Origin of the sequence: Cupriavidus necator (assembly GCF_040578825.1) — a bacterium.
GTDB classification, from domain to species: Bacteria; Pseudomonadota; Gammaproteobacteria; order Burkholderiales; family Burkholderiaceae; genus Cupriavidus; species Cupriavidus necator_E.
On record NZ_JBEFLI010000094.1, the window covers coordinates 1 to 23,372 of the forward strand.

20 protein-coding genes and 6 pseudogenes are annotated in these 23,372 nt (G+C 62.6%); 16 read left to right on the top strand and 10 right to left on the bottom strand.

Going from position 1 to position 23,372, the window contains the following annotated elements; genetic code table 11:
• The 5 genes from AB1I47_RS30115 to AB1I47_RS30135 all read left to right on the top strand — a co-directional run.
• Positions 1-912 (top strand): multicopper oxidase domain-containing protein (locus AB1I47_RS30115; RefSeq protein WP_354687334.1); only part of this gene is annotated, 912 nt, incomplete at its 5' end.
• Positions 913-932: 20 nt separating this feature from the next.
• The gene (locus AB1I47_RS30120) at positions 933-2,030 is read left to right on the top strand and encodes a copper resistance protein B (RefSeq protein ID WP_354687335.1); all 1,098 of its coding nucleotides are present in this window, start codon (positions 933-935) and stop codon (positions 2,028-2,030) included.
• Positions 2,031-2,068: 38 nt separating this feature from the next.
• Positions 2,069-2,455: a copper homeostasis periplasmic binding protein CopC gene (gene copC, locus AB1I47_RS30125; protein WP_354687336.1), complete on the top strand. Its 387-nt coding sequence runs from the start codon at positions 2,069-2,071 to the stop codon at positions 2,453-2,455.
• A gap of 7 nt (positions 2,456-2,462) precedes the next feature.
• A complete protein-coding gene (copD, locus tag AB1I47_RS30130) occupies positions 2,463-3,380 on the top strand; it encodes a copper homeostasis membrane protein CopD (protein WP_354687337.1) in 918 nt (305 codons plus the stop codon).
• 64 nt (positions 3,381-3,444) lie between these two features.
• A complete protein-coding gene (locus tag AB1I47_RS30135; RefSeq protein WP_354687338.1) occupies positions 3,445-3,921 on the top strand; it encodes a cupredoxin domain-containing protein in 477 nt (158 codons plus the stop codon).
• Between the two features lie 986 nt (positions 3,922-4,907).
• Here AB1I47_RS30135 and AB1I47_RS30140 read toward each other — a convergent pair.
• From AB1I47_RS30140 to AB1I47_RS30155, 4 genes and pseudogenes are all read right to left on the bottom strand, one after another.
• Positions 4,908-5,435, bottom strand: coding sequence for a c-type cytochrome (locus tag AB1I47_RS30140; protein ID WP_354687339.1), 528 nt, complete (start codon positions 5,433-5,435; stop codon positions 4,908-4,910).
• Positions 5,436-5,478: 43 nt separating this feature from the next.
• On the bottom strand, positions 5,479-5,895 hold the full coding sequence (locus AB1I47_RS30145) for a DUF411 domain-containing protein (protein WP_354687340.1): 417 nt from the start codon (positions 5,893-5,895) through the stop codon (positions 5,479-5,481).
• A 76-nt stretch (positions 5,896-5,971) separates the two neighbouring features.
• Positions 5,972-8,222, bottom strand: a pseudogene (locus AB1I47_RS30150) (heavy metal translocating P-type ATPase).
• 212 nt (positions 8,223-8,434) lie between these two features.
• Entirely contained in the window at positions 8,435-8,692 is a 258-nt protein-coding gene (locus AB1I47_RS30155) for a DUF2933 domain-containing protein (protein WP_354687341.1), read from the bottom strand.
• A gap of 180 nt (positions 8,693-8,872) precedes the next feature.
• Between AB1I47_RS30155 and AB1I47_RS30160 the strand changes: the two are divergent.
• Positions 8,873-10,139: pseudogene (locus AB1I47_RS30160) on the top strand (type II restriction endonuclease).
• A 262-nt stretch (positions 10,140-10,401) separates the two neighbouring features.
• On the opposite strand, the gene AB1I47_RS30165 reads toward AB1I47_RS30160, so the two are convergent.
• Both AB1I47_RS30165 and AB1I47_RS30170 read right to left on the bottom strand, forming a co-directional pair.
• Positions 10,402-10,638 carry a hypothetical protein gene (locus AB1I47_RS30165; RefSeq protein ID WP_354687342.1) on the bottom strand — a complete coding sequence of 79 codons (237 nt, stop codon included), beginning with the start codon at positions 10,636-10,638 and terminating at the stop codon, positions 10,402-10,404.
• A gap of 128 nt (positions 10,639-10,766) precedes the next feature.
• Positions 10,767-10,952: a CzcE family metal-binding protein gene (locus AB1I47_RS30170; protein ID WP_354687343.1), complete on the bottom strand. Its 186-nt coding sequence runs from the start codon at positions 10,950-10,952 to the stop codon at positions 10,767-10,769.
• Positions 10,953-11,323: 371 nt separating this feature from the next.
• Between AB1I47_RS30170 and AB1I47_RS30175 the strand changes: the two genes are divergently transcribed.
• The 3 genes from AB1I47_RS30175 to AB1I47_RS30185 all read left to right on the top strand — a co-directional run bounded on the left by AB1I47_RS30175 (position 11,324) and on the right by AB1I47_RS30185 (position 12,862).
• Positions 11,324-11,998: a hypothetical protein gene (locus AB1I47_RS30175; protein WP_354687344.1), complete on the top strand. Its 675-nt coding sequence runs from the start codon at positions 11,324-11,326 to the stop codon at positions 11,996-11,998.
• Between the two features lie 142 nt (positions 11,999-12,140).
• Positions 12,141-12,362: a hypothetical protein gene (locus AB1I47_RS30180; RefSeq protein ID WP_354687345.1), complete on the top strand. Its 222-nt coding sequence runs from the start codon at positions 12,141-12,143 to the stop codon at positions 12,360-12,362.
• Between the two features lie 98 nt (positions 12,363-12,460).
• Positions 12,461-12,862 (top strand): copper resistance protein, encoded by a 402-nt coding sequence (locus tag AB1I47_RS30185; RefSeq protein ID WP_354687346.1) that lies wholly within the window; start codon positions 12,461-12,463, stop codon positions 12,860-12,862.
• 578 nt (positions 12,863-13,440) lie between these two features.
• Here AB1I47_RS30185 and phaZ read toward each other — a convergent pair.
• Positions 13,441-14,338: pseudogene (phaZ, locus tag AB1I47_RS30190) on the bottom strand (polyhydroxyalkanoate depolymerase); the annotation flags it as partial.
• 6 nt (positions 14,339-14,344) lie between these two features.
• Between phaZ and AB1I47_RS30195 the strand changes: the two are divergent.
• The 3 genes and pseudogenes from AB1I47_RS30195 to AB1I47_RS30205 form a co-directional block, all read left to right on the top strand.
• Positions 14,345-14,806, top strand: a pseudogene (locus tag AB1I47_RS30195) (glutathione S-transferase C-terminal domain-containing protein); the annotation flags it as partial.
• 387 nt (positions 14,807-15,193) lie between these two features.
• Entirely contained in the window at positions 15,194-15,589 is a 396-nt protein-coding gene (locus AB1I47_RS30200) for a poly-beta-hydroxybutyrate polymerase N-terminal domain-containing protein (RefSeq protein WP_354687347.1), read from the top strand.
• An 18-nt stretch (positions 15,590-15,607) separates the two neighbouring features.
• Positions 15,608-16,993 (top strand): annotated as a pseudogene (locus tag AB1I47_RS30205) (PHA/PHB synthase family protein); the annotation flags it as partial.
• 39 nt (positions 16,994-17,032) lie between these two features.
• On the opposite strand, the gene AB1I47_RS30210 reads toward AB1I47_RS30205, so the two are convergent.
• The gene (locus AB1I47_RS30210) at positions 17,033-17,254 is read right to left on the bottom strand and encodes a hypothetical protein (RefSeq protein WP_354687348.1); all 222 of its coding nucleotides are present in this window, start codon (positions 17,252-17,254) and stop codon (positions 17,033-17,035) included.
• Positions 17,255-18,332: 1,078 nt separating this feature from the next.
• Between AB1I47_RS30210 and AB1I47_RS30215 the strand changes: the two genes are divergently transcribed.
• From AB1I47_RS30215 to AB1I47_RS30230, 4 genes and pseudogenes are all read left to right on the top strand, one after another.
• Positions 18,333-19,505, top strand: a complete 1,173-nt coding sequence (locus AB1I47_RS30215; RefSeq protein ID WP_354687349.1) for a YncE family protein — start codon at positions 18,333-18,335, stop codon at positions 19,503-19,505.
• A 114-nt stretch (positions 19,506-19,619) separates the two neighbouring features.
• Positions 19,620-19,973: pseudogene (locus AB1I47_RS30220) on the top strand (transposase); the annotation flags it as partial.
• A gap of 117 nt (positions 19,974-20,090) precedes the next feature.
• A complete protein-coding gene (locus AB1I47_RS30225; RefSeq protein ID WP_354687353.1) occupies positions 20,091-21,098 on the top strand; it encodes an IS110 family RNA-guided transposase in 1,008 nt (335 codons plus the stop codon).
• Between the two features lie 475 nt (positions 21,099-21,573).
• Positions 21,574-22,038 (top strand): MgtC/SapB family protein, encoded by a 465-nt coding sequence (locus AB1I47_RS30230; RefSeq protein ID WP_354687350.1) that lies wholly within the window; start codon positions 21,574-21,576, stop codon positions 22,036-22,038.
• 47 nt (positions 22,039-22,085) lie between these two features.
• On the opposite strand, the gene AB1I47_RS30235 is transcribed toward AB1I47_RS30230, so the two are convergent.
• Entirely contained in the window at positions 22,086-22,667 is a 582-nt protein-coding gene (locus AB1I47_RS30235; protein ID WP_354687351.1) for a hypothetical protein, read from the bottom strand.
• Between the two features lie 9 nt (positions 22,668-22,676).
• Complete coding sequence (locus AB1I47_RS30240; protein ID WP_475572032.1) at positions 22,677-23,111, bottom strand: cation diffusion facilitator family transporter; 435 nt, start codon at positions 23,109-23,111, stop codon at positions 22,677-22,679.
• Between the last annotated feature and the right edge of the window lie 261 nt (positions 23,112-23,372).

The following is a 23,372-nucleotide window of genomic DNA, read 5'->3' on the forward strand; positions in this document are numbered from 1 at the left end:
TTCGGGCCCGGCGAGACCTGTGATGTGGTGGTCGAGCCGCGCGACGAAGCCTATACCATTTTCTCCCAGTCGATGGAACGCACGGGCTATGCCCGCGGCACCCTGGCGACGCGAGCGGGTCTGACTGCGCCGGTCCCGGCGCTCGACAAGGCAGAGTGGCTCACGATGGCGGACATGATGGGCAGCATGGGCGGCCTGGATCACGGTGGCATGGGCGGAATGGATCACGGTGGCGTGGCCATGCAGGGCATGAACCACACCGGGATGCAAGGCATGGATCATGGCTCCATGGGCGGCATGAGTCATGGGACCATGACCATGGATCATAGCCAGCACGCCATGGGCGGCATAGATAGCATGGACGCTGCGGCATCGCTGAAGGTCCCCAGTACCAAGGCGCGCCACGCGAAAACTGAATACGGCGCCACCACGGATATGCGCGTCGACATGGCGCGCACCAACCTTGATGACCCCGGCATCGGTTTGCGCAACACCGGGCGCCGCGTGCTGACGCTGGCCGACCAGCACACCATTGGGGGTCCCTTGGACAAGCGCGGTCCGGGGCGCGAAGTGGAGCTGCACTTGACCGGAAACATGGAGCGGTACTCCTGGTCCATTGATGGGGTGGAGTTCGGGAAATCGACCCCGGTCTACTTCAAGTACGGCGAGCGACTGCGCGTCATTCTCCACAACGATACGATGATGACGCACCCGATGCACATGCACGGCATGTGGAGCGAACTCGAGGCGCCAGACGGCTCGTTCCAGGCGCGTCGGCACACCATTGCCGTACAGCCGGCGCAGCGTATCAGCTTCCTGGTCACTGCCGACGCATTGGGTCGGTGGGCGTGGCACTGCCACCTGTTGTTGCACATGGATGCGGGGATGTTCCGCGAAGTGGTGGTGGCCTGACCTCTTAATCGAATACGCACATGCATAAACCAACAAGAACAGTACTGGCCGCGTTGCTTGCGTCCGCGGGCATGAGCGCCGCTTGGGCGCAACACGTCCACACTCCCGATGGTCAGGCAGAATCGTCGTCCACAGCTGTTGAAAAGGCGAAACCTACGCCAAAAGCAAAGTCGTCAGGCAAGCCAGGCGGCACGCAAGCCATGGACCATGGCCAGATGCAGGGTATGGACTCGAAAGGCATGGACCACAGCCAAATGCAAGGCATGGAGCCGATGCAGGGCATGGACCATAGCCAGATGCAGGGCATGGAGTCAATGCAAGGCATGGACCACAGCAAGATGCAGGGGATGGACCATGGCGACATGCAGATGCAAGGCGGAAGCGCTCCCGCCGATGCGCGCGATCCGCATGGCTACTCGGGCGGCTACCAGCTCGGTGTGGGCCAGTACGCCGTCGGAACGGCCCGGTCGCTGCACATGGCCGACGAGCACCTGTTCGCCTCGGTGCTGGTTGACCGGCTGGAGTGGGTCAAAGGTAACGAAAGCAATGCCGCCGCCTACGAGGCGCAAGCGTGGATCGGCAGCAGCTTTAACAAGCTCGTGATCAAGGCCGAGGGGGAATCCGAGAAGCGCAGGATCCCCGAGGCCCGTACCGAGCTGCTGTGGGGCCATGCGATCGCCACGTATTGGGACACGCAGCTGGGTATCCGCAACGATGCCGGCTACGACCGGCCGACCCGCAACTGGCTGGCCTTCGGCGTGCAGGGCCTGGCGCCCTACTGGTTCGAGGTCGACGCCACCGGCTACATCGGGACGGAAGGACGCACGGCGCTGCGCCTTTCGGCCGAGTATGAATTGCTGATTACCCAGCGCCTGATTCTGCAGCCAAGAATCGAGGCCAATCTTTATGGCAAGAACGACCCGGAGGTCGGCGTGGGCAGCGGTCTTTCCAACGGCGCGGTGGGACTGCGTCTGCGCTATGAGTTCAGCCGCCAGTTCGCCCCGTACATCGGTATTGAACGGTTCCAAACCTTTGGCAATACCGCCGACATGGTTCGCGCCTCAGGCGGCCGTAGTGGCGAAACTCGCTTCGTAGCGGGTGTTCGCATGTGGTTCTAACCACCTATTTCGATCCACCTTCTTATTTGGAGTTCACCATGCAAGCGCCCCGCTTCACGATTCGTGCCACGCTGGCTGTCGCTGCCGTGCTGGCCAGTACCGCAGCCTTCGCCCATCCGAAGCTGGTGTCGTCCACGCCCGACAATAAGGCCGAGGTGTCGGCACCGCAGAAGATCGAGCTGAAGTTCTCGGAAAACCTGGCGACCAAATTCTCTGGGGCCAGCCTCGTGATGACTGGCATGCCCGGGATGGCCAACCACGCGCCGATGAAGGTTGCCGCCAAGGTCTCCGGCAGCGACGATCCCAAGACCATGGTCATCACCCCGGCCCAGACGCTGACGCCGGGCAGCTACCGCGTGGATTGGCGTGCCGTGTCGTCCGACACGCACCCGATCAACGGCAATATCGCGTTCAACGTCAAGTGATCCGCAGATGGACTGGGCAACTGTTGCGGTGCGCTTCGCACTCTATTTCGACCTGACCACGCTGTTCGGACTGCCGTTGTTCGGCTTGTACGCTCTACGCCGTGACGAGCTGTCGTCGCGGCTTGGCGCGCGCTTTGCGGCGATCTGCATCGCTGTAGCGGCACTGGGTATTGTCCTGTCGCTCGCCAATATGGCCATCATGGCCAAGGGCATGACCGGGGCATCGTCGTACGGCGAACTGCAAGGCCACGTCTTCGAAATGATTGTGACGGGCACCGATTTTGGCGCGGCCTGGGCCGTGCGGCTGGTTGCCCTGCTCCTCTGCGTGGGAGTCGCCTTGTTTGTCCGCCGGCGGCCCGCTCTCCAGTTCGGCGTCCTGGCTGCCGCGGGCGGCGTAGCATTGTCTACGCTTGCCTGGGGTGGCCATGGCGCCATGGACGATGGCGTGCGGCGCTACATTCACCTCGCCTCGGATATCGCCCATTTGATGGCCGCGGGTGCATGGGTCGGCACTCTCCTCGCCTTCGTCCTGCTGTCTCACCCGTCTGCCACGCCCGGCAAGGTCGCGTTGTTGAGCCGCACATCGAACGGCTTCGCGCAGGTGGGCACCATTGTCGTCGCAACCCTGACCGTCACCGGCGTGGTGAACTACTGGCTGATCGTCGGGCCGGTATTGCCCGAGCTGGCACTGACTTCTTACGGCGGGCTGCTAGTGTCCAAGCTAGCGCTATTCGGTACGATGCTTGCCCTGGCCGCCGCCAACCGCTTTCACTTCAGTCCGCAGTTGGAGCGCGCGGTACGTGCCGGCGATCATGGGGTAGCCGTTCGTACCTTGCGCCGCAGCCTGATGTTCGAAACCAGTGCTGCGACACTTATCCTGGCGCTGGTCGCCTCGCTCGGCATCCTGTCGCCTTCGGGCATGTAGTGACTTTTTCCCACCGGCCGCGCAGCAGGGCTGCGCTCGACTTTTCTTCCGCCAAGGAGATGCAATGAAGACGATCAAGCCCCTGCTGCTGGTTTTGGGCATGTTGCCAATGCTGGCCTTCGCAGCGGGCAGCATGGACGGCCATGCGAGCCACGGCACCGCCACAAAATCCGCTGCAGGTCAGCCTGGCAAGCCGGCCAAGGTATCGCGCACGATTGACGTGGCCATGAGCGACACGATGCGCTTCACGCCGGATTCGATCACCGTCAAGCCGGGCGAAACCGTGCGTTTCGTCGTGCGCAATGTCGGCAAGGTGGAGCACGAAATGGTCATCGGGACTACCAGTGAGCTGAAGGAGCACGCGCAGATGATGCGCAGCATGCCCACCTCAAAGCACGCAGGGCCAAACCAGATTACGCTGGCGCCCGGCAAGCGGGGCACGCTCGTCTGGCAGTTCGATGGCCCAGGGACCGTTGATTTTGTCTGCCTGGTACCGGGACATTTCGAAGCCGGCATGGTCGGAAAGGTTGTCGTCAAGTAAGGAGTGACTGCAGCCATTGTCGGCGCTAGCGCGGTGCGGGACACCGGGCAGGGGCCGATTTTCGCTTGGGGGACACGCGTCGGCTGCTGCAAGGTGCTCTCACTTCGTCCGTCCCTCTGAACGCGTGATCCCTCCCCCCAAAGGCAGATTCAAGCCAGAGACACGAACGTATCGCACGTCTGGCAGCGATGATGGCAGCAGCTATCTGCTGCCGCAAGCGGCTGATTGGCGCGGGGCAGTTGCTTCGCGTCGAGAATGTATTGTTTGGGCAATGATCGCGTTGGTATGGGCTGATTAGCCTGGATTCGGTGCTGGGGCCAATCGTGGTCAATAAGATCCGTGCCGCAACCGCGCCCTCAATGAGAAGCCTCGCCTTTGCATAACGTGCCGCCAAGTCGCTGGCGGTCGGTTGACATAAGCGTCCAAGCACATCGTATCCGGCGGCTCACTCTCCAATTCTCGCTGACAGTACGCGTCGGCGGGGGTCAGGCGAAGAATCATCGTAACAAGCAGGCTTTTCTCATTGCGCTCGCGTTCTCGACCCTCGGCAGGCCCGAGAAGCCGTTGCGGTAGCAAAGCAGTTGGCTGGACCTTCACGGAGCGCAGGATCGTCAAGGTAAACCACTGGGCACGGGTCTACCATATGGCAATGCCCTACTTCTTCTGTAGCCATGAGACTTCTCTTCCACCAGCCTGACCACCCGGACCAGCCCTGCACGGCGTTCGCTATCGTGGCACCCATACCGCGAATCGGCGTTGGAGCCTGGCAGGTCAGAAACAGCGCAACGGTTGTCGCGCTCGATCCGCCCAGGACGGAATTAGACCCGAAGGTGCGCCATGAGCGAGCGTGAATGGAAGCAAGCCAATCACTGGCAAAGCTAGAGTTATCGGTACCCAGGCGCCGGCACACGCGATCGCCGCGTCGTGCACCAGCAGAGACGGCGGCCCAGGGCGTGCGCAGGCAACGAACCTGAGGTCTCCGTGGCCTACTTCGCGCTCGCATGCTGGTCGGTCGCTTCACGCTGAGCCGCGACCATTCTTTCCGGCCAAGTACTCTTAATGTAGGCGAGCACGGCGATAATGTCGTCATCGGACATCGACTGGCCAAATGCCGGCATGTCGCTCACATAGCCTTTGGGCGCGGTCACGCCAGCGACGAGCCCGTTCTTGGTGATGGCGAACAGTACCGCGTCGGCATGATGCCAGGTATGCCCGGACGCGTCGTGCGGTGGCGCCGGCATACGGCCGTTGGGCAAACGCTGGCGCCAGTTTGGCTGCCCGTCCAGTTTCGCGCCATGGCATGACGCGCAGGCTTGGGCGTACAGCTGCTTGCCCCGGGAAAGGCGCGTGGGATCCGTGGCGTCGATGCGCAGTTGACGTGCTTCAGCCGGCTTTTTGCTGGCAACCGGCGCCTCCAGATAGCGTTTGGTCTGCAGCGCGATCGCCGTGGCCGCCGCCGCGCCCAGCGCCAGCAGGCCCGTGACGACCCAGCGCGACTTGTTCGACTCTTCCATATCCCTTGTCGGGCAGCACCCCGGGGCGCTGCCCGTCCCGGCCCTAGTCTTTCGAAAACGGCTTGCCGCTGAAATCAACGGTCACCAGGTTGCCGTCCATCCGTCCCATGCCAGGCGAGTTGGCCGGCATGCCGGGCACCGCCGCACCCTTCAAGCTCGGATTGGCCGCGAGCTTTCGGATTGCTGCAGCAGGCACGTGGCCCTCCACCACCTGACCACTGCCATCCATCACCGCGGTATGACAGGAGCCAAGCTGGGCCGGCACACCGAGCTTCGTCTTCATCGCCGCGACATCGGACGAATTGATCACTTTGGTGCGGATGCCGGCTTGGTTCACGTGTCTGACCCATTCTTCGCAGCAACCACAGTTCGGGTCCTTGTACACGGTCAGCGTCGGCGAAGCCGCGTGCGCGCCGGCGGCGAGCGCGATGAGTACGACAGTGGTCAAGAGATGTTTCATTGATCCTCCAAAAAATGCAATGATGTTGACTGAAGAGCTGAGGTGACTGCGGTGCCGGAGGCGGTCTCCTATCACCTCAGATATCCGCCTGCCGCAGTCGCAGCGCGTTCGAAATCACAGAGGCCGAACTCAGGCTCATCGCCAACGCGGCAATCATAGGCGAAAGCAGCAACCCGGTGAACGGGTACAGCACGCCCGCGGCCAGCGGTACGCCAAGCGCGTTATAGATAAACGCGAAGCCAAGGTTCTGCTTCATGTTGCGGATGGTTGCCTCAGACAGGCCGCGCGCACGCGCAATGCCGCGCAGGTCGCCCTTGACCAGTGTTATCTGCGCACTGTTCATGGCGACATCGGTGCCCGGTGCCCATCGCAATACCCACGTCAGCCTTGGCGAGCGCCGGAGCATCGTTGATGCCGTCGCCCGCCATGGCGACCACGGCACCGCCTTGCTGCAGCTGGCTGACCAGATTGAGCTTGTCCGCGGGCTTCACTTCACCGTGGAACTCCGCAATGTCCAGCCTTGCCGCGACCGCCTTCGCCGTGGCTACACCGTCGCCGGTGGCCATGACCACACGGATGCCTTCGGCCTTGAGACTGGCTAGCGCTTCCGGCGTAGAGCCCTTGACGGGATCCGATACGGCCAGCAGGCCCGCCAGCTGACCGTCGATGGCAAGATACATGACGCTCGCGCCTTGCGCGCGCAGCGTGTCGGCTTGCGCGCGCAGCGGCTCGGTTGCGATGCCATCGGCCTCCATGAGGGCCGTATTGCCGATGGCGAGCGTTTTGCCGCCCACCTTACCGCGGACGCCGACGCCGGTGCTCGATTCAAAGTCCTGTGTCTTCTCCAGTGACAGGCCGCGGGCGCGGGCCGCCTCCACCAGCGCCGCCGCCAGCGGATGTTCGCTACCCTGGTCCAGGCTCGCCGCCAGGCGCAGCACCTCTTCGTCGGCATAGCCGTTTGCGCCGATGGCACGCTCGAAGGCCGGCCGGCCCTCGGTCAGCGTACCGGTCTTGTCGACGATGAGCGTGTTGACCTTGCGCAGGTTCTCGATGGCGGCGGCGTCGCGAAACAGCACCCCATTGGTGGCGCCCTTGCCGCTGGCAACCATGATCGACATCGGCGTGGCCAGCCCCAAGGCACAGGGGCAGGCAATGATCAGCACCGCAACGGCATTGATCAGGCCGAACACCCAGCTCGGCTGCGGACCGAACATCCCCCAGGCAAAGAACGTCACCACGGCAGTGCCGATGACGCCCAGCACGAAGACCCCGGCGACCTTGTCCGCCATACGCTGCATCGGGGCCTTCGATCGTTGCGCCTGTGCCACCATCTGCACGATCTGCGACAGCACCGTCTGCGAACCGACCTTCTCCGAACGAATGATCAGGCTGCCCCACGTGTTCATCGTTGCGCCAATCACATGGTCGCCCTCGCGCTTGGTGACTGGCATCGGCTCACCGGTGATCATCGACTCGTCGACCGAACTGCTGCCCTCGGTCACGATGCCGTCCACCGGCACCTTTTCCCCTGGCCGGACCCGCAACAGATCGCCCACATGCACATGGGTGAGCGGCACATCCTCCTCGGTGCCATCGGGCCCGATGCGGCGCGCGGTCTTGGGGGCGAGCCCGAGCAACGACTTGATGGCCGCGGAGGTTTGCGAGCGCGCCTTGAGTTCGAGCAGTTGGCCAAGCAGGGTTAGCGAAATGATGACCGCAGCCGCCTCAAAATACACGCCGATGCGGCCGTTGGCGGCAAAGGCCTGCGGGAATATGTCCGGAGCAATGGTAGCGACCGCACTGTACACATAGGCCGCGCCAGTCCCAAGGCCGATCAGCGTCCACATATTGGGGCTGCGATGAAGAAACGACTGGATACACCGCTGAAAAATGGGCCAACCCGCCCACAGCACCACCGGCGTCGACAAGACCAGCTCGACCCAGCTCTGGGTGGACGCTTGCATCCAACCAAGTTGATGCCCGAACATGGCCAGCACCACCGTGACTACCGTCAGCGGCAACGTCCACCAAAAGCGGTGCCGAAAATCCACCAGCTCCGGATTCTCGGTCTCGTCCAGGTCCGGTAACAGCGGCTCCAGGGCCATCCCGCATTTGGGACAGTTGCCGGGATGATCCTGCCGGATCTCGGGGTGCATCGGGCACGTATAGATGGTTCCCGGCGGCGCCAACTCGGCCGCAGGCGCTTGCGGTGGGCCCGTGTACTTGGCCGGATCCGCCTCGAACTTCTTCTGGCACGATGCGCTGCAAAAATAATACGGTAGGCCAGCGTGTTCGGTTTGGAAGGCCGAGCCTGCCGATACCGCCATGCCGCAGACCGGATCCTTCAAGGCACCGGCGCCGACAACCGCTTCGCCGTGCGATGCGCCGTGGCCATGATGGCGATGGTGATCAGCGAGCGTACCATGGGCGTGGCCCACCGCGGCGGGAGCGCTGGCAGGACTCACCCCCTCGTCCTGGCGGCCTTCCTCCTGTGGCTGGCGTTGGCTGCTGGTTTCATTCATGGAATGATGACTCCCTGTTAGTCGTTGCGCTGTCCATCCACGGCGTCGTTGGCATTCCCCGACGAGGCGTTGCGCCCGTGGCCGCCATGGAACAGATGCATTAACGGGCACAACAACACTAGCGCAAACGGCAGCCAGGCAGCAACCAGGTTCCAATGGCGCATGGCGAGCGCAATCGCCGCCATGGCGATGGCCGACGAGAGCAGAAGCAAGGGAAATCGCGACAATCGACCAGCGTTCACGCCGGACGACGATTGGCGGTGGCCGTTCTCCATGACAAGCTCCTTACGCCTAGATGACGGTAAGCTGACAGAGGTGCTGCGCTCTCCGATCAGCTTGAGTGATTTCACGCTAGACCTTCCGATCGTGCGAAGGTCTAGCCCGCGCGATCGCAACTTTTGCGCAATATCAAGGGGGGCCAGCGGTGATACACTGCCCCGCAAAAATAGAACACCATGACCGACACCACACGCATCCTGATTGAGCGCTGGAAGACCGACCCGAGCGGCACCTATCAAACTTGGTTCCTCTGGCCCGAACGGCTCAAGAACTTTCGCTCCATCCGGCGCGGCATCGGTGCGGTCGTCAACGAAATCCAGGCTGGGAACTTCGGTAACGCGTATCGCGGATCGTCCCTGGAGACGGTGGTGTCATCGATCGCCGAACAGCGCCAGATTTTCAAAGGTGCCGATCACGCCTTCCTATGGAAGCCGAAGTTGCGCATTCCGGACATCTACGAGAATGCGGAGAACCAGCGCACCTTCGCCAGACTGCTGCATACCTGCAATTGCTGCGACACCGAACTGGAAGTCATCAATGCGATTCGTCAACTGAGCGGCCTCGGCATCAAGGGACTCGGGCCCGCGGCTGCCAACCTGCTCTATTTCATTCATCCGACGCTGGTCGTGCCGTTCAACACGGCGATCGTCAATGGCTACAACGCCCTGACGGGATCCGGGGTCAAGCTCGGCAAATGGGATCACTATCTGGCGATGCGCGAAGGGGTACTCACCCTGAATCAGCGCTATCGCGATCTGCTGTCCAACGATCTTGGCGCCATCGCCGGCCTGCTCTTTGACATCGGGATGGAACGCTATCCGCTGCCGCCGCAACAGGCGCAGACGGGCGACGTAGCCGTATGGGAGCAGGATCTGGCCAAGGTTCGGGAGCAGGCGTCGGCGCTTGCCCGGCAAATTCAGCTCGGAAAGATGGAGGACGCCACCCACACGGAGGTACAGGGATGGCTGCGCGATCTCGGCAGATCGCTCGGCTTCGCGGTCTGGATTGCCACCAACGACCAGAAGCCGCTTGTACAACGGGGAACCCCTGAGCAACGGCTGTCTTGCGACTTTGCCGCCGGCGCTGCTCGTCACGGGCGGCGAGACTGTACCGCTCATCGATGCCGTCTGGCTGAACGCCACGACACTCGAGGTCGAGGCCGCCTTTGAGGTCGAACATACCACCTCCATCTATTCCGGCATCGTACGTTTACTCGACCTGGCACTGGGTTCCGACCAGTCGGCCCACAAGCACCTCTTTCTGGTCGCGCCGGATGATCGGGAAGGCGATGTGCGCGCGCAGTTAAGCCGGCCGGCCTTCAGCCGCGTGTCGGCGCTCAATATCCGATACGTCCCCTACTCCAGCCTGCGCGAGCATCGCGAAAGCATCGCGCGCTTTGGCAGCGGACTGAAGCCGATCGAAGCCATCGCGAGACAGCTCTGAAATTGGCACTTTGAGGGAAGCGCCGGGAGATGCCACACGACGCCGTTACAGATGGCAACGGCGTGTGGGCCCGGCGATGGACAACCATCATCGCGCCTGAGGCGCGATGATGAGCCGCTGGGCCTTGGTCAGAGCCAGACCCTGGGCATGCGCGTGAGCACATCCACGCGGGTATCAGGCTAGTCTCCCGATACCCGCCCGCGGCAAGGTACCCGCCAGCCGGGCGACCCATCCGTCCCGGCGAGACGGTGCGGGGCCATGGTCAGGCGCCGTCGCTGAAGGTGTCCCGCGGGCCTACGGCGTGGCTGCCGTCCGTGAACGGATCACGGGTGCCCATGGCGTGGGCGCCATCGGTGAACGGATCGCGCTCGCCCATCGCGTGCCCTCCATCGGTAAAGGGATCACGCGGCGAATTCACGCCGGCTTGCGCGATGCCCGCGACGCTGCCAAGGGTTGCCAGGGTCAGTGCCACAAGGGCAGTCTTCTTCAACGTACGCATTATGTTTCTCCTTGCTTCGATAGTGGCTCGGTGAGCCTGCATTTCCAGTGTAGAACCGTGTAGCCCACCAGGGCCTGACGACGAAATTACAAATCTGTCATGTCGGCACTCCTGACAGTCTGGGATCTTCAGCCGCCGGTATAGAGCTTGCTGCGCTCGATATAGACGCGTACGCCCTGAGCGTTGGGCAGGGCTGGGAACAGAACGCCAAGATCCACGGATTTGCCGTGAATGAATTCGGCGAACATCCAAGTGATCTCTCCCCTGGTGCAGCTCGGCGCAGGGGAGCGTTGCCGCGGCGCCAACGTGTTCATGTTTAACTCCTTGCGGGTAGAGGAAGGCAGCATACGACTTCGGCGATCGCGCCAAGAATTTCTCTTGCGCGGAATTGCGGCACGGCGCCGGCTCTTATTACGCGGCCATTACGCGCGGGTAATTTTCGATGGCTCATGCTTGCCGTGCAGGAGACCGCGAAAGCAGCGAGGCAGGCAGGCGAGTGGCGCTGTAGAGACGAGGGGGGCGTTGACTGGTGGACGCAGAGAGGCAGGCAGCAAACGAGGAGTGCGAGGAAGCAGGAGGCAGGCAAGGCTTGACCTTGCCACCATAGGAAGGTCCATAGTGTAAAGGAGGACGGCATGGCGGCGACAGCGCCACGGCCAGCCAGTGGATTAAGCGGGGGCAAGCCATGAACACTGCGACGCAATTGCTATTTGATGACGTGTTCGCGGTATTCCGGCGGGCATGCGGTCAGCAGCAGTACGGTGTGGCCGAACACCTGCTAGCCGCACTGGAGCGATTGGCCGGTGGTGACAATCGCTTGCTCGATGAGGTCTACCTGTCGTTCGCGTGGTTCTGCGAGCCGGGCGACGCCGGAACCGCCGGTGACCCGGGCAAGATGAAAACCTATACTGAAGAGAGATCCGCGACGGCGCTACCGCGCATCGGCTCGGAGCGCCCAATGCGTAAGCGTATGAATCAGTTTTGGCGTGTCGTCGTGCTGCTGACCCTGGCGCTGGCTCTGCCCCTGCGGGCACAGGCCGGGCTGTTGGACAGCTGTTGTATCGCCGGCATCGCTCAAATGCCGGCGCACATGCCTGTTCAGGCGGCGCAAGCCAGTGTCGAGGCCGGCAGTCCCGATGACTGCGTCAGTCAATCCAGCTGTGCCGGTGACCGGCATGTCAGCGGCCCGTCCCGCCTTCCCTGCACGGCTTCCGCTTGTGCCGTCTTCGCGGGCACGCCGTTGACAATTGGCTCCCCCACGGATGCATGGACCAGCGAGTTGGTCGCGCATCCGGAATTCGCGTATCACTCCATCGTTCCTCGCCGCCTCGAGCGCCCGCCCACAAGGATCCCTCTGTAGCGCGATCCCGCCACACAGGGTGCCGCCCTTGATGCCATTGCACCAGCGCGCTCCTGTCTGACTTCGCCATTTGCGGTGTCGCCTGCCGCTCGCTCGTGGATTTAGGCGCGGCGCGCGCTGCCTACACCGAATGAGGAACATCATGAAATCCCTGCTTCACGCACTTGTGGGCGCCGTCGCCCTGGCGTTCTCGCTATCGGCCGTCGCCGGACCTGATTGGTATGTGATCGAAAAGGCTCGTGACTCCAAACTGGCTGAAGCGCAACAACAGAAGTCACAGCAGTCGCGCGACCACGCGGCGATGATGCGCGACCATGCCGCCATGATGCAAATGTGCCGCGAAATGATGGGGCAGCCCAAGTAACTGAGCCTGGGGAACCGGCGAGCGAGTTTGCGTGGCTCGCCGGCGCGCTCCCGCCGTTGGCCCATGCCCGCACTTGATCTGCGGCAAACCGCTCCCACGTGCGTACCCGCCTTCGCCGGCTTTGGCTTGCCGCCTTCCTGTTGAGTACGTTCCTGACAATTCAGCTGGCAGCGGCCGCCTACGCCTGCGCGGGCAGCCGGTATTCGATGAACGGGATGGCGGACATGGCCGGCATGACCGAATCCTGTCCGGACATGACGCAAAAGGCGGAAGCGCCGGCGGCTGCCCATGATGGCTTGTGCCTGGAGCACTGCCAGCTTGGCTCCAAGTCGGCCGACCACCGCAGTCCGCAGATCCCAGCGTTCCAGCCCGTGCTTGTCAATCTGGTTGAGCCGGCGCTGGTGCCGGTAGTCGTCAGCCAGGGAGCGGCCTACGCCGACGCGGTGCCGCGCGGTCCTCCTCGCCCCCTGCCCATCCTCCACTGCTGTTTCCGAACCTAGCCTCCGAAGCGACGCCTGCTATCGTGCCCTGAACCATGGTCTTCAGGGTGGTCATTGCTTTGCGGAGGCTTTATGCATTTGCGTTTTCCCTTTGCGTATGGGTGCCAGCTGACGCTGGCCCTTACGCTGTTCGCCGCGGCCCATCCCGGATGGGGTCCCCTTGATTTTCGCGCAATTTGCCGGGGTAGCCATCCCTAGCATTCATGCGGGTTTCCGGGTGATGCCTGTCTAAAACCCCAATCCAATCAGTTACTTGCTGACTGGTCCTTTTTGCCAATGCTGTTGCGGCAGGCGACTATCGAAGCCGCCGTCTTGACACGACGGTGGCTTTTTTGGCACCGCGCACCCGGCCCTGCGCGCGCCGCCCACCTCTGCCAGCGCTACAAGTTCCCCAAACCGTTCATCAAGATGAGCAATTTTTGCAAAAACCTTATGGAAAGCTAAGAGGCTGCGAGCAACGCGCGGCACCCGCACTACGGAGGGAATCCGGTAGCATTGCCGAACTCGCTTCTTATGGAGGAGACAGTGCGCGCCGACACCCCGGTTGTATTCATGCACCCGATTGGCCAGCTGCCCAGGGCCGCCGCCGTCTGGCCGACCGCGCAAATGTCGTCGTTTTCCCCCTCGATGGTCAGCAATGCCGTGTGCCGGATGGCCTGCGCTACCGCGCCGGCCATGCACCATCAGCTGCCCGCGCGGTAGCGCGTGCTGCTGGAAGACCTTGCTGACGGTGTCCAGATAGAACTCTGCCGGCACGTCCATGGTCGCGAAATAATCCGCGTAGAAGGCACGGATCGCCTCCGCCTTTGCCGTATCGCCCTGGACCAGGTACTGGTAGCAATTTAGCAGCGAGCCAACGTGCCGCGCCGGATGCATGGACAGGAAGGCGGCCACCTGCAGGTAGCCGGGGTAGACGCGCCGCCCCGCCCCGGCGAAGCGCAGCGGGACCAGATCGATCAGATGCTGCTCGAACCACGCCAGCGGGGTAGTCACCGCCAACTCGTCGACCCGGGTGGGCTGTACACGTGTATCGATCGGGCCGGCCATCAACGTCATGCTGCGCGGTGTCGCCGGGTGTCCGTCCTCGGCCATCCGGGCGACCGCCGCCAGGGTGGCCACGGTCGGCTGGCAGACCGCCACCACGTGTACGTCCGGACCGAGCTGCCCGAGAAAATCCATCAGCAGGACGACGAAGTCGTCAAAGCCGAACGGCCCATGCGAAACCGGCACGTCACGCGCATTGTGCCAATCGGTGAGGTAGACGTCATGGTCGGTCAGCATGGTGGCGACCGTCCCGCGCAGCAACGTGGCGAAATGTCCCGCCAGCGGCGCGATCAGCAGGACCCGCGGTTGGTCGAACGGTGCTGCTTTCCTAAAATGCAGCAGAGAACAGAACGGAGTGCGGCGCTCCACCACCACTTCGCTCACCGCGACCGGCTCGCCCCCGACCTGCACGCAGTGGATGCCAAATTCCGGGGGACAAGCATCTGGGACACGCTGGCCATCGCCGAGTATCTGAATGAGGTGCGGCCAGAGGCGGGGCTGCTGCCTGCCGACCGCATTGCGCGCGCGCACTGCCGTTCCATCTGCGGGGAACTGCATTCCGGATTCAGCGCCCTGCGTGCCGCCCTGCCGATGAACCTGCGCGCCCATCGTCCCGGCTTCAAGATCTGGGCGCGCGCGCAAAGCGACATCGACCGGATCACGGCCATTTGGCGCGATTGCCTGGCGAGGTACGGGGGACCCTATCTGTTTGGTGCCCGCACCATGGCCGATGCCATGTATGCGCCGGTTGTCACCCGATTCCAGACCTACGACGTCCCGCTCGATGAGGCATGTGCCGCCTATTGCCGCACGATCCTGACGATGCCCGAACTGCAGGAGTGGATGGAGGCCGCCCGCAACGAACCCGAGGAAATCGAGGAGCTGGATGTGGAGTTTTGAGGCGGCACCGGCGGCCGGTTTGCATTGGGCCCGGCGCAATGCCGCGGGATCCTAGCTCCCGCCGACGGGTTTTTTCTGCGCTTTTGGCAGCGGCCGCAGCCAATGCACGAGCCGCGGCGCCTTGCCCGGTCGAACGCAGCCACCGAACGCATTCTGAGAATGCGCGGTGGCGGATAATGCCGCGGCTGCGGCCGATGTGCGCTTGGAGCATGGTCGTCGAAGGGATTGCCGACGAGTCATCCACGGTGCACACTCAAGGTACCGCAATGTGCACGGGAGCCGACCTTCCGGTGATTGCGTTCGAGCGGGCGCCTCCTCCAGCGCGCGAGTAGGATCCGTTGTTGGCCCGCTGCCGGTGCCTCAAGGCGGAACGCGGGGGGAACTGCCATGACAGAGAGCACGACGACACCACTGACCAGCCATGCCATGGCGAGCATCGGGCCGGCGTGGCCGTCGAGCACACACTGTGCGAACGAGCAGCCGGCGTCCTCGACGGCCACGACCAGCGATCAGCTCGACCGCCTCGTGCGCGCCACTGTCGCCGCCGCCACCGGCGGGGTCTCGCCGGCAACGCTCTGGCTGGCCGGCCTGGATTGGGCAGCGCATCTGGTGGTATCCCCGGGAAAGCAATATGGGCTGATACTTCAGGGCCTACGGTACGTGCAGGACGCGCTGACGGCTGCGCCGTCGGTCCACGACGCGCAAGCCGACCCGCGCTTTCGCGATGCAGACTGGCAACGCTGGCCGTTCCGCTGGCTACGTGATACGTTCCTGGGCCTGTAATCGTTTTGGCATGAAGCCACCACCGGCGTGGCGGGGGTGGCTCCGCCTCACGAAAACATCGTCAACTTTGTCGCCCGGCAGTGCACGGACATGCTGTCGCCGAGCAACTTCTGGTGGCTCAACCCCGAAGTGCTGCGCGCGGCCGCGGCGACGGGTGGTGCCAATTTCGCCGTGGGCGCCTGGCACTGGTTGGAGGATCAGCGAGACATCCTGGCGGGCTACGCCCCAAGCACCTCACGTCGGCAATGCGCGCGCAGTCGCGTCGGCAAGGACGTGGCCACGACCGCAGGCAGCGTGGTTTATCGCAACGCCTTGTTTGAGTTGATCCAATACGCGCCGCAGACAGCGACGGTCTGGCGCGAGCCGGTGCTGATTGTGCCCTCGTGGATCCTGAAGTATTACATCCTCGACCTGTCGCCCCACAACTCGCTGGTGCGCTATCTGGTGACACAGGGGCACACCGTCTTCATGTTGTCCTGGCGCAATCCTGGCAAGGAAAGCCGGGACCGCGGCCTCAACGACTACCTGGTGCGTGGGCTGTTCGAGGCGATCGAACAGGTGCGCGGGATGACCGCCAGCGCGCCGCTCCATGCCGCTGGCTATTGCCTCGGTGGAACGCTGTTGGCCATTGGCGCGGAAGTCCTGGGCCGCGACGGCTGCGCCAAGACATCTGCACTCAAGACGGCGACGCTGTTTGCGGCACAGACTGATTTCAGCGAGCCGGGCGAACTGGGCCTGTTTATCGATGCCAGCGAACTCGCTTATCTGGAGGCACTGATGTGGGAGCAAGGCTATCTCGATGGTCGCCAGCTGGCGAATGCCTTTCAGCTACTGCACTCGCGTGATCTCATGTGGTCGCGGCTGGCCGGTGAATATCTGCTCGGCCAGCGGGCGCAAGAGACGGACCTGATGGCCTGGAACGCAGACACCACCCGCCTGCCTTATCGACTGCACAGCGAAACACTGGAAGATCTGTATCTCCACAATCGCCTGGCCGAGGGCAAGTACTGTGTGCAGGGGCGACCTGTGGCGCTTGCCGATCTGCGGCTGCCGATGTTCGTGGTCGGTACCGAAGGCGATCATGTGTCGCCCTGGCCGTCGGTCTACAAACTGCACCTGTTGTCGCGCGCCGAGATCAGCTTCTTGCTCGCTTCTGGCGGACATAACGCCGGCATTGTCTCCGAGCCAGGCCATGAGGGGCGCCACTATCGCTTCAGCACACGCGGTGAGGGCGCCCCTTACCTGAGTCCCGAGGCATGGTTCGCCAAGACCCCGGTTTCTGCGGGGTCCTGGTGGCCATGTTGGCAACGTTGGCTGACTGCGCATTCCAGTGAGATGATCGCTCCGCCCCCCGTGGGCAAGCGCCTCGGGGAAGCGCCAGGCAACTACGTGCACGAACCCTGAGGGACGTCCGGGGACAGTAACGGGTCCAGTGCGCGAGCACTATCGGCTACGTTCGGACAGCCTTGCATACAAGGCGAGTCGGATGCCGCCGTGTGGAGCGATGTCGCCAGCGCGCCAGTCAGGCATTGTGACATCGACCTTGCATACGCCCGCCTCGAACAACATGTCGGCCAACTCGCACGGATCCACGCATTCAAACTGGCGGCCATCCTCCAACGTTGCCAGTAATCCATCGTCCCGCATCACCACGTAGGCCTTCATGAGTATCTCCTAGTACCGGAATCTCGTTGGCATTCGGTTAGCGTGACCTCCGGCTCGCCACGCTCCATCGGATGCCCTAATTAATAAACCCCACTCGGCACACCGGCACCAGATTGCATGTCATGCCGGAGTCCCGTGTCTTCACGCATCGCATTCATTGACATCCTAGAGGATATTCAGGAGCGCTATGCGCAACTTGCCGAGCGGGACACGACTTTCTCGCTCTGACATGCATGATTTCTTTCACCCCAACAGTGCAGAGCGACAGCTTTATAGCACCTACAAACGATGCATGCTGTATGCGTTGCGGAGTGGTTGAGCCGGGGCAATGAACACAGTGAGGCGGCTTCGAGAGTGCACTTCTCCCCGAACTGCTTGCACCGGCGGTCCTGCAGTACGGCTTCGTCGCTCTGGGACCGCTCTCCGGAAATCGCCGGCATTACGGAATCATACAGCGCATCTTCTACCGGCTCGTCCGATACTCCGTACTAACTGAGCGGGATTACACAGCATTCGCTCCAGTCCAACTCGCGCCAAATTTGAGTACGCTCTGCCGGCGTTATCAGGCATTCCCTTGGCACAACGCTCTCCATCTCAGCCTGGAGGCGCCGGCGGCACGTTGGCCGCTTCCCGCTTCCGCAAAACTGATCCGACGCTTCATCTCCATCCGCTATGAGGCACATGCGGGACATCGATCACGAGCAGTCAACGATGACTGCCACACTGAAGGAGAGACTGCCCTTTCAATCAACCTTTTGCAACGCCTCGCCCACCCGTCACGGACAGTCGCTGCGCGGGCGACGGCGCAGGAGGCATGGGAGAATACGTTGCACAATCTGTGACATGGCCTAGATTGAAGATAGTGATTCACTACCGCTATGCTCCTTCACCAGGGCGCGGTCGCGCGCTGGCGCCGTCAAATCGTGGTGGCAGCGAGCGGCCAGGCAAGCGGGCGAGATCACCGAGAGCAACGTGAACATCGCGGCCGGCTGCGGCATCGGACGCGGCCCAGCAAGCGTCCAGCCACGCTGCGCGGGCCGCCAAACGCTAGCACGCCAAGGCTGCGGAAGGAAGCGCCATGCATTTGTGTTACGGCCGTCTGTGGCGCCTCGGATCGTCTGTTGGCCGCGCGTTGACCAGTTTAAGCGTAGCCGGCGCTGCATTCGCCGCGCCGACTGTTGCCACAGTGGCAGGCATGCCGCCCGTCGCGAGCGCGAGCAATCTCTACAGCGAGGCAGGATCCGACCACCTCAGCCCGGCGGTGGCTGAGGCATTGCCGCGGGTTTATGTGCCCAATCTGCGCTCGAATGACGTCTATGTCATCGACCCGGCGACGTTCAAGGTGGTCGACAAGTTTCGTGTCGGCTACCGGCCCCAGCACGTCGTCCCTTCGTGGGATCTTCACACGCTGTGGGTAACCAACAATGCCGAAGGCCGGCGAGACGGCAGCCTGACCCCGATCGATCCGAAGAGCGGCAGGCCGGGCAAGGAGGTGAGGGTCAACGATCCATACAACCTGTACTTCATGCCGGACGGCAAGGAAGCGATCGTCGTGGCCGAGGCGCAAGCGCGACTCGACTTTCGCGATTCGCACACTATGGCACTCAGATCCAGCCTTGCAGTCCCGCGGTGCAAAGGAATCAACCACGCCGACTTCTCGATTGACGGTAAGTATGCGCTATTTACCTGCGAGTTCGATGGCAGCCTCGCGAAGATCGATCTTGTGAACCGCAAGGTCGTCGGGTATCTGCGAATCGCCAGGCATGGCATGCCGCAGGACATTCGCATTGCGCCGGATGGCAAAGCATTCTATGTCGCCGACATGTTGGCCGGTGGCGTCCACGTGGTCGACGGCGATCGCCTGACTAGAATCGACTTCATCAGGACAGGCGTCGGTACTCACGGACTGTACCCGAGTCGTGACGCCACCAGGTTGTACGTCGCCAATCGCGGCTCTGATCGCGTTCATGGGCCACGCCGTGGCACGGGCAGCGTGTCGGTGATCGACTTCGCCACGCGCAAAGTCGTCGCGACCTGGCGCATTCCGGGGGGAGGCAGCCCCGATATGGGCAACGTTAGCGCCGACGGCAAGACGCTGTGGCTCTCCGGCCGGTTTGACGACGTCGTATACGCGATCGACACGACGACGGGTTCGATCAGGTCCATTCCGGTCGGTATGGAGCCACATGGCCTGACGGTCTGGCCGCAACCCGGGCGCTATTCGCTGGGCCACACGGGCAATATGCGTTGACCCACGATCGGCGGCCAAGGCCGTGATGTCACGGGTCGCAGACGGTTCACTCCTCTTTCCGCCAGTCGGCAGATCGCTGGCATCGCTGATCACCGAACGAGTCCTGCCAACAAGGTGACCGAGGCCAACTTCGGCTTACAGCTTAGCATTCGCCTCCTTGAACTCGACGTCCACCACATCCTCGTCGTTCTTGCCATCACCTTCCTCGCGCGCGCTCTCTGGGCGGTCCGAGGTGGAACTGGCAGCGTCAAGAAAGAACAGGTGGTCGAGTTTCTCAAGGCGCTCAAAGCGCATCTGAAGCAGCCGCTGTTCTGGGATGGTGCCAGGCCCCATCGCGCCGCGATGGTCCGCGAATATCTGGATTCCCTCGAGGGACATAATCACATGACCTTTCTGCCGCCGGACTGTCCCGAACTCAACCCGGTTGAGTGCCTGTGGGCATGGCTCAAGCGTCATGCAATTGCGAACTTCTGCCCCGACAACCTCAATGAATTGCAAACGACCGCTCGCAACAAACTCAAGAGCGCTCAGCTGTGCCCTCGATCATCGCCGCGTGCTGGGTTCAGGCAACGTTGTGGTGATGTCATGATCGATCTCGCCAAACATGTGTTCCAGCTCCATGGCGCCGACCGCCGCGGACGGCCTTTGCATCGAGCGAAGGTCTCGCGTGGCTCGCTCCTGGAGGCTGTGCGCACACTAAAGCCGGGGATGGTCGTCATGGAAGCCTGCAGCACCGCCCATCACTGGGCACGGCGCTTCCATTCGCTTGGCATTGAGGTTCGGCTGATCAGCCCGCAGTATGTGTCGCCCTTCGTTAAGACCAACAAGAACGATCGCAACGACGCAGAGGCGATTGTCGAAGCCGCCAGTCGGCCTGCCATGCGCTTCGTTGCGGTCAAATCGGTCGAGCAACAGGACATCCAGGCCGCGCACCGGATGCGCGCAATCCTGATCCGTCACCGTACCGCCATGATCAACCAGATACGTGGTCTGCTCGGCGAGCGTGGACTCACGATTTCGCGCTCACCAGAGGCGTTCAAGCGCGCCATCCCGGAGCTACTCAGCAAGAGCGCAGACGAACTGACGTCATTCTGTCAGACCCTGCTGACTGAACTGCTGCAGCACCTGCAAGCGATCGAAGAGCGCGTCCACTTGATCGAAGCATCGATCCAGTCGTTCATGAAGCAATCTGTGCTGTGCAAGAAGATCGCGCAAGTGCCTGGCATCGGTCCGATTACCGCCACGGCCATGGTCGCCGCCGTCGGCGACGCCAAGCAATTCAGGAACGGCCGGCATCTGGCGGCCTGGCTCGGCCTGGTGCCACGCCAGTACTCTTCGGGAGGCAAACCTCGACTGCACGGCATCAGCCGGCGCGGCGACACATACTTGCGGACTCTGCTTATCCACGGCGCCAGGGCGGTCCTGCGATACTCAACCACAAAAACTGATCCGCAGAGCGTCTGGCTGCAGCAGTTGATTGCCCGACGGGGGCACAACTGCGCGGCGGTCGCGCTGGCCAATAAGAACGCGCGCGTCATCCAGGCGCTGCTAAGCAGCGACTCGACCTATTTGACCCACGCCGCCGCAGCATAACTTCTGCCCTTGCTTGCAAGGAGAAATACCCACGCAGGTTTGCGAAGCTTCTCAAAGCGATGACGAAATTGGTTGAACCAGCATCCTACAGCCTGATTTTCGTGCCGGCGGCCCGTAAGGCACGCCGCGATTTTGCTAAGGACAGGATGCGCGGATCTCATCGAGGCTGCGGGCATGCTTCGGCAAAGGCCCACCAGGCAAGCCGGATACAAAAGGCGTCGGGTCCATACATGCACGAAAAGGACGACTACCCCTTTGTGAGCAGCCTTCTTCACACATGCGCGCAAGTGGCAGCGAGGGACGCTGATGCGCCGGCGCAGCCATTAGACAATCTGAACGCCGATCAGCGTCAGGGACAAAGTAGTGTAGCGCTCTATCCACACATAGACTTGGCAAGCTCCGATCGCAGATCAGGTGGTCGCATCGCAACAAAACTTGCATTCGGCGTGAAGGCGGCCTTACAAGGCAAAGTATGATGTCCAACATGAACTTATGGGAGATACTGTCCCATGTGGTTAATCTCGCGGTCGCGTATGTGCTTGCGCTCCCGATCGGCTGGAATCGGGAGCGCGAAGAACGCAGCGCCGGCATCCGGACCTTTCCGCTCGTTGCAATGGCCGCCTGCGGGTTCGTGCTGGTCGCGATCGGCGTCCTTGGCGCAGCTTCGCCCGGCCAGGCGCGCATCCTGGAGGGACTGATGGTGGGCGTGGGCTTCATCGGCGGCGGCGCGATTCTGAAGCACGGAACGCAGGCTGTGGGCACGGCGACGGCGGCAAGCCTCTGGGCGACGGGTGCGTTGGGGGCAGCGGTGGGCTACGGCCTTTACGATATCGCCGTAATCTTAAGCGCAGTCACCTACGTGACCTTGCGCTATCTCGCCCCACTCAAAGACGCCGCCCATGAAAAAAGCCCCAAGGAAGATCGGCGAGAAAATCCATAAATGCGGCGTGCGGGTCCCTACGTTCTTCCGGTTGCGGAAGCCGCCGATCAGTGCCGGCGCCCGCCGAGCAGCCGGCCGACCCTCGGCAGGATCACGGGCGCGGCGATGAGAGCAAGGGCGCCGATCGCCCAGAGAACGATAATCGCCGGCTTCACGATGACTCGAAGCAAGGCGATGGCCCGTCCCAGAAAGCCGCTGACGTCGAGATTGTCGACGACGTTCCCGACCTCCTTGCCGGCTCCGGTCGCGGTTGCGAGCCCTTTCCCGCCATCAACCAGCAGGCCGGCATTGGACGCAACCCAGCCGAGGACTGGATCGACCAGGACATAAGCGACCCAGGCGAGCAGCGACCACAGCACGAGTCCGACAAGAACGACGGCTATCGGCACCTTTCGTGGCAGGCGCGGACGCGCATCATAATCGAACGGCCCACCCACCATCCTCGGATCGCGATCGTCTCTGTGGCCGTAACTGTCGCGATACCCGCGGTCACGGTGGCCATGTTTTCCCATCTCAGTCTCCGTTGTTCGTTCGGCAGGATTTCCAGAAAAACCCAGCCCGTTGCTTAAGCACGTCCGACAGCGGCGCCCGCCGCCTTCGCGTTCATCCAACCCCTTGTCGAGCTTCACCTGCTGCCGCTACAGCCTTAATTCGCCCTCAGCCTCACGCAGGTTTTGATCCTCGATCTGGATCGTCGCGTGCTCCAGGCCGAAGCCGATTTTCATCGCTTCTCGGGCGCTGAGAATGGTAGCCCGGGCCTGGCTCATATACGCAACGACGAGATGGCAGCTCATGGCGTCGATGCCGGAGGTTATCGTCCAGACATGAAGATCGTGGACGGCCGTCACGCCGGGAATGTCCAGCAACTTTCGCTCCAGCAGCGCTATATCGACTTCGGGCGGGGTACCCTCCATGAGGATGTGGATTGCCTGCTTCAGCAATATCCAGGTGCGTGGAATGATGAACATCCCGATGCCGGCGCGGATGATCGGATCGGCCAACGTCCAGCCGGTGAGCATGACGACACCCGCGGCGACGATGACGCCGAGCGAGCCCAGCATGTCGCTGAGCACCCCACCCCACAACCACTGGAAGAGTTTCCTGAAGGCGGCGTAGCCCGGGCATCCGAGTAACCCGCGAAGATACTACGCAAGGAATGTCATCCGATTTGCGACCATAGGTAGCGGCAGGCTCGTTGGACGGACCTCTGTAATGCGGTAGCCAACCCGCGAATATCGTAAGCGCCTCGCGAGGACCGTGATGGACGTTGGGCATAGGGCACGGCATGCTGTCCGCTTTGGGGATGTTTCGTTACCCAGTAACGACAAGTGGTG

What these genes read in the sequence shown, in the direction of transcription:
- AB1I47_RS30120 (WP_354687335.1), top strand. Translation starts at nt 933, where the DNA reads ATGCATAAACCAACAAGAACAGTACTGGCCGCGTTGCTTGCGTCCGCG.
- copC (WP_354687336.1), top strand. Translation starts at nt 2,069, where the DNA reads ATGCAAGCGCCCCGCTTCACGATTCGTGCCACGCTGGCTGTCGCTGCC.
- copD (WP_354687337.1), top strand. Translation starts at nt 2,463, where the DNA reads ATGGACTGGGCAACTGTTGCGGTGCGCTTCGCACTCTATTTCGACCTG.
- AB1I47_RS30135 (WP_354687338.1), top strand. Translation starts at nt 3,445, where the DNA reads ATGAAGACGATCAAGCCCCTGCTGCTGGTTTTGGGCATGTTGCCAATG.
- AB1I47_RS30140 (WP_354687339.1), bottom strand. Translation starts at nt 5,435, where the DNA reads ATGGAAGAGTCGAACAAGTCGCGCTGGGTCGTCACGGGCCTGCTGGCG.
- AB1I47_RS30145 (WP_354687340.1), bottom strand. Translation starts at nt 5,895, where the DNA reads ATGAAACATCTCTTGACCACTGTCGTACTCATCGCGCTCGCCGCCGGC.
- AB1I47_RS30155 (WP_354687341.1), bottom strand. Translation starts at nt 8,692, where the DNA reads ATGGAGAACGGCCACCGCCAATCGTCGTCCGGCGTGAACGCTGGTCGA.
- AB1I47_RS30165 (WP_354687342.1), bottom strand. Translation starts at nt 10,638, where the DNA reads ATGCGTACGTTGAAGAAGACTGCCCTTGTGGCACTGACCCTGGCAACC.
- AB1I47_RS30170 (WP_354687343.1), bottom strand. Translation starts at nt 10,952, where the DNA reads ATGAACACGTTGGCGCCGCGGCAACGCTCCCCTGCGCCGAGCTGCACC.
- AB1I47_RS30175 (WP_354687344.1), top strand. Translation starts at nt 11,324, where the DNA reads ATGAACACTGCGACGCAATTGCTATTTGATGACGTGTTCGCGGTATTC.
- AB1I47_RS30180 (WP_354687345.1), top strand. Translation starts at nt 12,141, where the DNA reads ATGAAATCCCTGCTTCACGCACTTGTGGGCGCCGTCGCCCTGGCGTTC.
- AB1I47_RS30200 (WP_354687347.1), top strand. Translation starts at nt 15,194, where the DNA reads ATGACAGAGAGCACGACGACACCACTGACCAGCCATGCCATGGCGAGC.
- AB1I47_RS30210 (WP_354687348.1), bottom strand. Translation starts at nt 17,254, where the DNA reads ATGAAGGCCTACGTGGTGATGCGGGACGATGGATTACTGGCAACGTTG.
- AB1I47_RS30215 (WP_354687349.1), top strand. Translation starts at nt 18,333, where the DNA reads ATGCATTTGTGTTACGGCCGTCTGTGGCGCCTCGGATCGTCTGTTGGC.
- AB1I47_RS30225 (WP_354687353.1), top strand. Translation starts at nt 20,091, where the DNA reads ATGATCGATCTCGCCAAACATGTGTTCCAGCTCCATGGCGCCGACCGC.
- AB1I47_RS30230 (WP_354687350.1), top strand. Translation starts at nt 21,574, where the DNA reads ATGTCCAACATGAACTTATGGGAGATACTGTCCCATGTGGTTAATCTC.